Below are 11,100 nucleotides of genomic sequence, written 5' to 3'. Positions count from 1 at the left end.
CATCGTTCGGGAACCAGTCCCGGAACTCCTGCAACGTGCGCGGGTAGTCGACTCCGCCTAGCGGCCGTTCTTTGCTCACACCCGAAATCGTACTGCACTCAAGCAGATATGCAGAACATATGTTCGATACAGTCGGATGAGTTCGCCTCCCTGTGGATTGGCGTGTTCGGGTCACGTCTTGCCTCCCTTCAGCGACCGCAGGTGTTCCTCGATCTGCTGGTCGGTCAGCGCGGCGAAGTCGACGAAAGCCAGCCGGCGTCGCAACCGCGGGGTGAGGTCACGGAGGACGGTCCGTCGGGTTGCGCCCTCGGCCGACATCGCGAGCCGGGCGACGGCCTGTGCCAGCCGAGGATTGCCGGCGATCGCGCGGCGTTCGGTGATCTGGTTGAGGTCGCTCTCGTCCAGTGCCCGGAGAAGCGAGAGGTCGATCGGGACGCCCAGTCCGGCCTGTCCGAAGGTCAAGGCCTGCCACCAGAGGCGAGCGAACATGTGCCGGGTGCGATCGGTGCAGATCCACCGTTCGGGATTGGAACTGCCCAGCCAGCGCCAACGCACGAGATCCGGCGCCACGACGAAGGTGAGGAAGTTCCAGACCCCGTTGTGCGCCGCTTCGACGGTGGTCAGGTCCATTCGCTCGAACAACGCTTCTGCGGCCGCTCTGTCGTAGCCGATCCGGCGTGAGTCATCGGTGGCCTCTGGATACCCGAAATCGTGGGCGATCACTCTCAGCTGCTCACCGAGCGCCGCGACCTCGGAGCTGGTGACTCGCGCGCCACCGGTCGCGGCGTAGGTCGCCCGAGCGTGATCGGACTGGACGACTGCGGCAAGGTCGGACACGCTCCGGTTCCGGAGCTCGCCGTAAAGGGATCTGACCACCGCGCCATCGAGCCTCGGCCACAACTGCGTCATGCCAGCCTCCGTCCGAAGCCGATCCGACGGCAGCCGTCGACGATCGCCGACTTCAAGGCCATCGAATCGGCCTCGGGAACTGTCCACGACTCGACGTCGGGGAGAACGCGGAGGGCGAGGGTCCGCGCGCTGGCTCCGACCGAGTCCCCCTCGACGTCCTCCAGGTCGCGCCACCGGTGCAGCGCCCACCGGACCAGCTCCTCCACGATGCCCTCTTCCATCGTGGCGAGCAGCACCTGCTGGACGTCGTTGGCCCTGCGCCCTACGGATACCGCGGAGACGAGGGCCGTGTCCGAGGCGTTGATCAACAGGATCATCGCGCCCATGACCGGGACGTCGGGTGTCGCGGGCAGTTCGAGGTACCAGGAGGCGTCCGGGTCGTGGCCGGTGGCGCGGAAGTCGACGACCTCTGCCGGAAACGCGGCCCCGTGGCCGGTGAGACGAAGCGTGGTCTCATCGGACCAGAGGATGCTGCCCGCCCAACGGGCCTGTCCCGGGACGGCGTCGCCCCGATCAGCGGCCAGGAGGAGTCGTCGGGTCAAGATGATCGTTGAGCCAGCTCGCTCCGGCGGCACCTCGAGATCGACGGTGATGGGGCCGGAGACGGCCGCCAGCTGAGTGGGTTCGCCAACCAGCCCGGTGTCGGTTGCCCGCCAACCGATGGCCCAGATCAGCGGTGCGTCAGCCAGTCGCGCGGCGGACCGAACGGCGTCCAGATCGGCGTCGATCGTGCAGCGGAGCTGGAGTCGGGTGCGGTAGTCCCAGTCCTCGACTCGATCGCCGATCGCTTCCCATTCGCCCCCGACGAGGCCGCTCCACTCCGAGACCGCGATCAAGGCGGATGGCGGGACGAAGTACGGCTTGACATCGCTCATGTCGCGGCACCCCCACTCCGAAAGCTGATCGAGAGCCGCACGACGGCCTCCGGCTCGGCGCGCAGTCGCACCTCCCACCGACGATCCGCGGCGGGGTCGACGGCCAGTTCGGGTCCGCTCACAACGTCCCCCGACGTTGCGGACCTCCAGCCGATCACGGCGGACCTGCCCTCGAGCTCGTCCAGAGGTTCGAGGCCGCCGTCGAGAACGATCGCGGGCTCTGCCGTGACGATGTGGCACGCTGACCAGTCGGGGAGCTGGACCATCGCGCGGATGAGTGGACGACCGTCATCGCCATCGACGAGTTCCGGCCCCTCAACGATGCGTGGGCGCAGGGTGGGCGTACTTCCCCGCCCACCCGGCCGGGCCCGCGTGGAGGCCTCGGCGGCGTCGCCCTCTGCGGTGACCAGACCGGCGAGGCGGCTGGCCAGTGCCCCCAGCGTCGCCTCCCCGGTCGGCGTAGGCCGGGTCGTCTCGCCGCCTTTCTCGCGCAGCCGGTCGCGGACGAACGCGGTGGCCAACTGCACGACGCCCCGCGCAGTGCGGCGCAACCCGTCGATCACCCAGTCGTCGTGGGTTGGTGGTTCAGCCTCCGCGAAGTAGGCGTTCGCCGCCTCACTTGCCCGGAACACCGCGCCGTACTGGATGGCCTCGTCCGGGTGAGCTTCGCCCGCGACGTAGTCGACGATCAGGTCCGCCTGACGCATCCGGGCGCAGTGATGCGAACGCCCTCCGAGGGGGGAGGCGGCGGCGACGAGGGGGTTGACCCGGACGGGTGCCATCCCTTCGATGAGGGCGAATCGGCCGACCTCCGCCGGCTGCGCGCGCCGAGGCGGGACCTGGTAGTGCCCGTTCTCCGACAGCGCACGGTAGGCCTGGACGAACGGGTTCAGCTCGATGAGTTGCTCGGGATCGGGAATCTCCGTGGCGAAGCCATCTCTCCGGACACTGCACACCAATCGGCTGGCTCGACCGCTGATCATGCGCGGCCAGAGGTTCCACAACATCGTGGAGGCGATGAACTCCGCGGCGTCGTCGGGCTCGCGGGCGACATCGTCCGCGCCCGGTCTACGACCGAGGTCCACATCGACGATCGCGACCGTCGTGCCTGTCGCACCGTCGGCGAAGGAGGAGAGTCCGAGACGTGCGGCCATCTCGTCCGCCTCGCGGTCCAGCAGCGGTCGCGTGTGCCCACCATCCTCCACGCCGAGCCAATGGCGGCCGGTGAACCGGCGCCCGTTCACCGCATAGGCGTCACCTAGAGCCGCCCCGATCAGCCTGCGCTGGCGGCGCCCGCGAAAGGTGCAGATCGTGTCGGCGACGATGACATGGCATCGGCTTACGTTGTAGATGATGCCCTTGCCGAACCCGTACGAGCCTCCGCTGAGGTCGACCGCCTTGTTAGCGCCCACATTGCGGATGAAGTTGACGAAGTCGGGTCGCTCACCGGCCACGGGGTTCTCGTCAGCACCGAGAGGGCCGCCGAGGCCTGTCGTCCCGCGGTCGGCGATCGTCATCAGCAAAGGCCCCTGAGCGATCGTCTCCGCTATGCCCAGATCCGAGCCGTCGGGCTCGGGCAGGAGGAATTCTTGCCATGCCAGCAGGCCGTTGCCCGACAGTCGCTTGAGGCGCACGGCGAAATCGATGTCGCCGCCGCCGGGCAACGCGGCATCGCAGCTGTTCTGGGCCGTCTCCCGGATCAGGACGGTCAGTGGATCAAGGTGGGGCCTCCCGAGCTGACGACGGATGCCCTCGGAGGCGGTGAATCCCTCGGGCGCGACAGGCTGCGACCACCACTGCGCTCCGGTCACGACACGTCCCCTACCCAGGACACCAACGCGGCCTCTCCCCTGGCCGCGTGAGGATCGAGGACTGCCACGGCGATCCGGTAGGTGACCCCCGCGATACCCGCGGGTGCGCCCGTCGAGCCGAACGAGGCGGGCACGATCCTCGGGACGTCTGCGCTGATCGGCACATGGGCGAGCTCCGCTACCCGGAACCGCTCGGTGTACCGGGGCGCGTCGGCCTCGCTGTAGCCAGCTGCGGCGAACCGTCGCCGCATCTCACCGCGATCGGTCGCTCGGCCGGAGATCCGTTCGGCCAACTCCGGGAGGGTCGCCCCGTCGTCTGCCTCGACGACGGTGGCGAGGACGAGAGCGAGCGGAACATCGGCAGGCTCCTCGAGCTGCTTAATCCCGTGGATCTCCACGTCCGTGGCGGCGGCCCCGAGTGCCTTAACCTCCAACGCACATCCCGGCAATCGGATGTCATGCGGCTCCCGGAGCGGTCCCCGCCACCAGGTGATGTCCAGGTCGAAGCCACGGCTGACCACATCGAGAACGGTCAGCTCCGCGAACATCGCCATCTGCCCGACGAGTGTCAACCGACGCGCCCGGTGCGTGCTCAGCAGCGTCCGCCACCGTGCAACGACTCCGACCGCGGCGGCGGCGGGCCGGTGTGGTTCAGCCCCGGCTGCGATCAGTACATCGGCCAGAACTTCGTCGAACAGGTCGAACAGGTCCGGTCGCGCGCAGGACACGTCGAGGTGGTGCGCCGGGACGCGGCCGAACGTGTAGGTCCGGATCCGCAGCAGCAGGGGCCCCTCGGCCTCGTCGCCTGCGACGTCCTCCTCCCCAACGGGGATCAGCAGATGGCGACTTCCGGTTCCGTTCACCGCGACGCGGATCGGTGCCGGACCGACGTCCAACCCGAGCGGCGTGGTGCTGATCTCGGTAGCCGACTGAGCGACCAATAGCGGCCACGAGTGGCCGAGCTCCCGCAGCCAGTCGGCCGGTTCGTTCACGGGTCGTCCTCGCCGTTGAGGGCCGCGAGTTCGGCTTCTTCCTCCTCGATCTGTACACCCGACAAGTCCGCGGCGACGTAGCTCTCGACCTGGCCCGCGTCGGCGTTACCGGGGAACACCAGCGCGAGCCCGATGACGTCGTCGTGCGCCGCCAACGGGTCGCGAGTTCTCGCGTTGCGGGGGTCGGGCTGCGAAGCGGGATCGATCGGATACAGCAGCAGGAGTCCTCTGACGCTGCCATCCGCGTCCGTGTTCCGCGCCTCCATGAGCGCGGTCTCGTTCATCGCACGTGCGGCCGCGGGATCGAACCCGAGGTCTACGACCCGGTGTTCCTTGGACATCAACGTCTTGATGTCCGCGCGATCCGGTCCTGTGCCTGACAGCTTGGCGCGGGTGATCCGGCCGAACTCGATGCCACCCAGCCGCACCGTCCCGTTGTTGTCGTCGGTCGCGGCCATGACGGCGACACTCCAGCGGTCCAGGCTTCCCGACGCCCGCTGCTTGCCCACGTACTTGAGGATGAGGTCAGGATCCAGATCGGGTGAGTCCGGGTGGCTTGTGTAGGTACCGATGAATCGCTCGACGAGCTCCGCCGGGACGTCGCGGTAGAGCAGGCCGCCGTTCGGCAAATCCTCACCGATGCCGGCAGCGGCTCGGGTGTCGCGGATCAACTCGTCAGCGGCATCCAGGTTGCCGCGCAGCCAGCCTGCGTCGTGCTCGATGAAGTACCTGGTTTGGATGCGACGACCTCCGTAGGAGGCATACGCAGGGCATGCAGCGCCCATCTTGGCGGTGATCCGCAGGACGGGGTGGGTTCGGATCCGGACCCCGAACTGCCTCGGCGTCAACCCCTGTTGTTCGTATCGTTCGATGTCGAGCCGGATCTCGTGCTCAACGGTCGCCAAGTGCCGGAACCACGCCTCGAGTTGCGCGGTCATCCAGATCCTCGGCAGGTCCTCGTAACCCGGTCGGAAACCGAACCAGCGGGCCATCTGCAGGAGGGTGTCGTAGGCCTGAGCGGCGCGAACGAAGTAGCTGACGACGAGACCCTCGAGCGTCAGTCCTCGGCTCAACGTGTTGCCACCCACCGCGATAGCGATCTGCCCGGGTTGGGAATAGTCGAGCCGGTCGTCGCTGCGGCAGTTGTCGAGCACGACGCGCGTGGCGCCGACCACGTCCGTGAGGTGTTCGCGCACCTCGGTGAACGACGTCGCCGTCACCTCCGGGAACTCGGAGGCGGGCACGCGTGCTGTTTCCGCAATCCAGAGCGCCTCCAGTTCGTCGAGAATCGTTCGGTCCCCATCGCCCAACCGGCGTAAGGCGTCGTCCCTGACCTCGACCAGCGGTTCCTTGAACGCCTCGTGCACCGCGATCTTGACCGCTGTGTGGATGAGCATCGTCGAATGGCCCGTGTCGCCACGGGCCCGGCGCGCTGCCGTCGCGAGCCAGAACCAGCGAATGGCGCTCTCCAACGAATCGGTGATCTCAGGGGTGAAACCGGCGACCTGGCGACCTACCGGCCGCAGATGGACCAGTTCGCTGTCGTCGATGATGCGGACCATGTCGTGGCCGTCGAGGTCCGCGCCGTTGGCCTCGTCGCCCTCCACCGCCTCCCTGCCGAAGATCCGGTCGGTGCCGAAGTACCCGTTCGGGCGCGGCAGGTTGAGGATGAAATCCTGGGGATAGAGATCGTCAGCGGCGGGATCGATCAGCACGTTGGCGAACGGCGTCGCGGTGTAGCCGACATAGGTACACCTGGGGAGCTTGGCCAGGATCCTGCGGATCAGGGGGTTGATTGTCGCCGTCTGGACGCTGGCCTGGTCGGCCTCGTCATCGATGACCAGCACCGGCAGGTCTGCGAGAACCCGCTGCTTATCGGCGTCCTCTAACCACTTGTCCAGTCGCTTGAGCACGGTCTTGTTCTTCTTGACCACGCATATCGCGACCTTGGACGCCTGGTCGTGCAGCAGCGCCGTGGATTGCATGGCCGGTGCGTAGAAGTCCGCGCCCGGGTCGGTCAGAGTCAGCCACGCCGTGGGGCTGAGATCCTTGAGTTGTTGGTCGAGGCGTTCCTGGGTTTGCCGGCGCAGACCGTTGTGAATCCCTGACAGGACGATCACGAGCTTGTAGCCGACATCCGCCGCCTTCGCGATCACCGCAGTGAAGTTGGTCGTCTTGCCGCTCTGGACGTACCCGACGACCAGACCCTTCGACGTCCACGTGCTTCGCTCCGGACGCGGGGTGTAGGCGACCACCTTGGTGGACGCGCGGTCCACCGGGCGCACCCGGTCTTCGTCCCACCCGAGTTGGTCCGTGAAGAAGGCTCTCAGCGCTGGCCAATACTGGTCCGAATCGTCGTTCGGACCGGGGTACCAGGGGTCCCGAGGCCCGTGCAGAACGGGTGGATCGTCGGACTCGATTCGGGCGACTCGCTCCTCGTACTCCCGGACATAATCGTCCAGCTTGGCGCCGAGCACCCCGCCGAATCGTCGCCGAGCCTCGTCCAGGCCCTGCTCGCGCGCCCACTTCGCGAAGACGGGAAAGAAGTCATCGACCTGCACGCCATCGCCCCCTGGCCGAGTTGTCTTTGGATCGACCGCAGTGCCTGCAGTCCGTCGTGGTCCTCAGGTTCACCGTCGTGCGCAACCGTATCGGCCGGTCGCCTTGCCCCCCGGGACGCTCGCGAGTGCGGTGTCCACGCGGTCAGCGGCGTCAGCAGTTGCCTCGTGCTCCCACACGCGGACGACCGCCCATCCGGCTGCCGCGAGCCGATCGTCGGTGTCGCGGTCACGACGGACGTTGCCGGCCAGCTTGGCGGCCCACCAGTCGCGGTTCGCCCTGGGCGTGGTCGCGTGATCCGGGCATACGTGCCAGAAGCAACCGTCGACGAACACGGCGACGCGGGAGCGGGTGAAAACCACGTCGACGCGGCGACGGCGAAGCCCGTCGACGTCCAGCTTCACGTCGACCCGGAACCGGCGACCGCGACGATGAAGCTCCCGTCGCAGCGCGATCTCCGGTGCCGTGCCGCTGCGCAACTGGGCGGCCATCCGGGCGCTGACCTGCGCGCTGCTGGGGACCATGGACACGTGGGCAAGTCTCCGGGAACGGCCCAACGTCTGGCTACCACTACCAGCAAGTCGCGACCCACGGTCCTACCTTGCCGCCGATGGATACCTGGATGCGCCTGGGTCAACCAACCCTCGTAGGACGAGGGCAGTGTCGTCGTCGATGTCGTCGGTCGGATCCATCCCGTCGACCTGATCGCGCAGCGCCTTGCCGAGGCGCTCGGCGTCCACGCGGTCGCCCCCAGCCTTTGCGGCGCAGATCGCGTCGCGATACAGCAGCTCGGCGCACGGTTCGGCGGTGATCCCTTTGGCCGTGGCCCACCGGGCGCGGCGGTGGTCGCCGGCCGCCAGCGCCTGCTCGGCGAGGGCGTGGGCGACGTCGACGATGGCGCTGATCATGTCTTGGGTCTCGGCCTCGGCCCAGCCGTAGGCGGCGGGGTTGACTCCGAGGAAGGGTCGCCCTCGGACGAGCGAGAGCGCAGCTTCGAGTTCATCGAGCCCGTTCGCGCCGGCGGCCAGCCCATGGGCGGCCAGCGACCGAAAATCGTCCCAGTCGCAGGTCGCCTCCGGGTGGAGGCGGTACTCCTGGCCCTCGCCGATCATCGCCACATACGGCTGGCCGTCGGGCGTCAAGCCGAGCCATTGACGGGCGCGGGAGACCAGCGGGTTACGGGTGCCACGTGCGACCCGGACCCCCGGCCAGAGCGCCTCGTCGAGTTGGTGCTGGCTGGCCCCGGGATGCAGGGCGAGGTAGGCGATCAGTTCGGTGGCGCGGCGACGCCGCCCGGGCTGGGCGTCGTCCCCCGCGCCGGTGATCTCGACCGGGCCGAGCACCAACACCCTCGGGCCATCGGCTCGCTCCGCGTCCCGATCGGCATCCCCGGGTCGGAAGACAGCGATCTCATCCGTGCCGAGGTCCAGTGATGTCGGCCCGGAGGGACGTTCGACAACGGTCACCAGATCAGCGCACCGTGGTGCCTTGTGAGGCCCTACGGACGTGGCAGCAACGGTGTCGGCATCGGTGGGCGCGAGGGCGGGGGCCTCCTCGACATCTACGGTGACCAGCTCGTAGAGCTGCGCCAGGCGACCAGGCTCCAACTGCTGCGGCTCGATCGTGATGTTGGGCGGGTCGAGGCGCCACACGCCGTTGTCTGCGGCGAGCGTCCACCCGACGGTCGCAGCGGGTTCGGCAGGACGGGTCGTAATCAGGCAGGTGCCGCGGTGGGGCGCTGGTGCCACGGCGCACGCCAGCGAAGTGTCCGTCGGCGACACGGACTCGATGAGGATCGCGGGCGCCCACGCGTCGGCAACGACCTGCCGTGCCCGAGCATCGAGCATGCTCGGGGCATCGACCCCATCGAGCAGGACACCAACATCCCGCTGACGGTTTTCAACCCACCGGTGGCCTGTTGCCGAGTCGGTGGCTCTCACCCTGCCGCGATCGAGCACGCGTAGGAGTTCGGGCGGGCAGCCGGCGGCGGTGAGCTCGGTACTGCGGCACAGGTCGCTGGTTCCGAGTTCGAGGGCGATCGCGCACAGGATCCGCTCGGCTTCCTCCGGTGGGCCGCTGATTCGCAGCGTGCCGACCGCTTCGAGGTTCACCAGCACCATGGACCCGCCAGCCACACCGGCGGCGACGAGCGCCGGGTACGGGTCGACCGGGTCCTCAATCACCTCCGCGGCGCGGACGTTCACCACCGGATCGCTCCGGTCCGGTTCCAGGTCCGGCGCCAGGGTCCACGTCCTGGTTCCGGCGGCCACGAAAGGCGGTGGGGCGTCCGGTTCGTCGTCCGCGAAGTGCAGCGTTGCACCGGTCGGTGCGAGCTCGATCAGCTGCAGATCCGGGAGCGCCCGGCTCGTGCGGTGGCAGTGCTCCGAGAGCCGGTGCAGTGCACCACGGAGCGTGGCGACCGTCAGTTCAGCATTCGCGAGGTGCAGCTCTCGTTCGAGCCGCTCGGTCGCTGGAGCCGGACGGCGAAGTCGTTCACCTGGACGGCGGAACCGCTGCGCCCGGCGGCGCCGGCGGGCGAGCTCGGCGATCAGGCCGGTGCAGGCGAGCCCGCTGAGGCCGAGGGTCAGCGCGCCGATGGGTACGCCCACTCCGTCGTCGTCGTTGGCCGCCGGCGGGGCCACCGCCGCAGTCCCGCTTCCGACGTCAGGTGCGCTTGGCGTGGCCGAGGTACCGACCCCCGCCGTGGCCGGAGCGCCTGGTGCCTGCTCGGTGGCGAGCGGTTGCGACGGCGCCCGATCGGCCTTGTCGGTGGCCACTCTGTGAGTCCGCTCGACCTCGACCGCGGCGGATGCCGGTGCGCCTGGGCGGTCGACCCCGACCGCGTCCGCCGGGAGCTTCAGCCGCCAACCGGGGTGGATCAGGCTGGGTGTCGTGAGGTGGCGGCCATCAGGCTGCGATCGGCCGCGGTTGAGTTCGTAGATCTCCTTCCAGCGCAGGCCGTCGCCGAGGTGCCGCTCGGCGATGCCCCACAACGTGTCGTGGTGGGCGCCCCGGGGCGGCCTGACTGTGTACCAGTGGCCGTCCTGATCGGTGGAGGTCGCCGTCGGCAGCGCGGCACGCATCTGCGCGGGGATCGCTGGTGGCCGTGGGCTGATCTCACGCTCAGCTGGTTTTAACGCCGAAGCGGGAACCGTCGAGGCGGCGGTCTTTGGGGTCACACGACCAACGTCGGCCGAGGTGGGAAGGCACGAGACCGCAGCAGCGGAGGCTGGCGATGCGGCGGCGGCCGGCAGGTTGAGCGCAGCGCCACTCACCAGCAGGAAGGAGACGGCGACAACGAGGCGCCGGGCGAGGTGCTGCTGCGGCCCGGTGAACGGGATTCCCCGTGGAAGCGGCGCCCGACGCACGGCGGCGATCGCCTCGACGACAACGGCGAGCATGAGTTGCGCCCAAGCCATCCAGACGACGGCGGCCAACATGCCGATGACCGCGGAGTCGGTCAGCCGGCCGTTGATCGCCGCCTGCTCCGGCATCGGGTTGCCGACGGCCACCAGCAGAGCAGTCGGTGGCGCGACGACGAGGAGGAACAGGAGACCGGCCGCGGCGAGTCCGCTCGCGATCGCGGCCCGGTGGGCAGGGCTACGTTCGGCCGTCGTTGGGCGGGGTTGGCTACTCATCGGGAGTCCTTGCCTGCGGGGATGGGGGTCAGGTCTTCCTCGTGGTCTATTCCGGTCAGTCCACGGGCCGACGCGGTTGAGGTTGCGCTGAGGTCGTCGATGCCGAAGGCGGAGAGGATCGCGGTTTTTCGGGTGACCGTGACGCTGACTGTCACCGTCTGGCCGAGGACGGTCGCGGTCCCGCTGTGCCCGGTGGTGGCGAGGTACCGCTCGGCGGCCGCGCGGGCCGCGGCGGAGTCCAGCCGCAGCGGGCCCCCGCGTTGCGCGTCGTCGCGGGCCAGGGCGTCGGCGCCGGCCCGGGCGGCCTGTTCCGCGG

7 protein-coding genes and 1 pseudogene are annotated in these 11,100 nt (G+C 68.9%); all 8 read right to left on the bottom strand.

Features of this window, described 5'->3' with window-relative positions:
- Positions 1-171 precede the first annotated feature (171 nt).
- Positions 172-837, bottom strand: coding sequence for a DUF6339 family protein (locus tag H0X00_RS16545; protein ID WP_293772948.1), 666 nt, complete (start codon positions 835-837; stop codon positions 172-174).
- A gap of 68 nt (positions 838-905) precedes the next feature.
- Positions 906-1,784, bottom strand: a complete 879-nt coding sequence (locus tag H0X00_RS16540; protein WP_293772946.1) for a hypothetical protein — start codon at positions 1,782-1,784, stop codon at positions 906-908.
- The gene (locus H0X00_RS16535) at positions 1,781-3,595 is read right to left on the bottom strand and encodes a hypothetical protein (RefSeq protein WP_293772944.1); all 1,815 of its coding nucleotides are present in this window, start codon (positions 3,593-3,595) and stop codon (positions 1,781-1,783) included. Before H0X00_RS16535 ends, H0X00_RS16540 begins: the two co-directional genes overlap by 4 nt.
- A complete protein-coding gene (locus tag H0X00_RS16530) occupies positions 3,592-4,587 on the bottom strand; it encodes a PD-(D/E)XK motif protein (RefSeq protein ID WP_293772943.1) in 996 nt (331 codons plus the stop codon). The genes H0X00_RS16535 and H0X00_RS16530 overlap by 4 nt, the downstream gene beginning before the upstream one ends.
- Positions 4,584-7,148: a Z1 domain-containing protein gene (locus tag H0X00_RS16525; RefSeq protein WP_293772941.1), complete on the bottom strand. Its 2,565-nt coding sequence runs from the start codon at positions 7,146-7,148 to the stop codon at positions 4,584-4,586. The genes H0X00_RS16530 and H0X00_RS16525 overlap by 4 nt, the downstream gene beginning before the upstream one ends.
- 69 nt (positions 7,149-7,217) lie before the next feature.
- Entirely contained in the window at positions 7,218-7,670 is a 453-nt protein-coding gene (vsr, locus tag H0X00_RS16520) for a DNA mismatch endonuclease Vsr (protein WP_293772950.1), read from the bottom strand.
- A gap of 72 nt (positions 7,671-7,742) precedes the next feature.
- The gene (locus tag H0X00_RS16515; protein ID WP_293772940.1) at positions 7,743-10,784 is read right to left on the bottom strand and encodes a BTAD domain-containing putative transcriptional regulator; all 3,042 of its coding nucleotides are present in this window, start codon (positions 10,782-10,784) and stop codon (positions 7,743-7,745) included.
- A pseudogene (locus H0X00_RS16510) lies at positions 10,781-11,100 on the bottom strand (hypothetical protein); the annotation flags it as partial. The pseudogene H0X00_RS16510 and the gene H0X00_RS16515, both read right to left, overlap by 4 nt.

Origin of the sequence: Sporichthya sp. (assembly GCF_013815995.1) — a bacterium.
Lineage (GTDB): Bacteria > Actinomycetota > Actinomycetes > Sporichthyales > Sporichthyaceae > Sporichthya.
This window is presented reverse-complemented; position numbering and strand designations above follow the sequence as displayed.

Excerpts from the sequence above, each read along its gene's own strand:
- H0X00_RS16540 (WP_293772946.1), bottom strand. The coding sequence starts at position 1,784 with ATGAGCGATGTCAAGCCGTACTTCGTCCCGCCATCCGCCTTGATCGCG.
- vsr (WP_293772950.1), bottom strand. The coding sequence starts at position 7,670 with ATGGTCCCCAGCAGCGCGCAGGTCAGCGCCCGGATGGCCGCCCAGTTG.
- H0X00_RS16515 (WP_293772940.1), bottom strand. The coding sequence starts at position 10,784 with ATGAGTAGCCAACCCCGCCCAACGACGGCCGAACGTAGCCCTGCCCAC.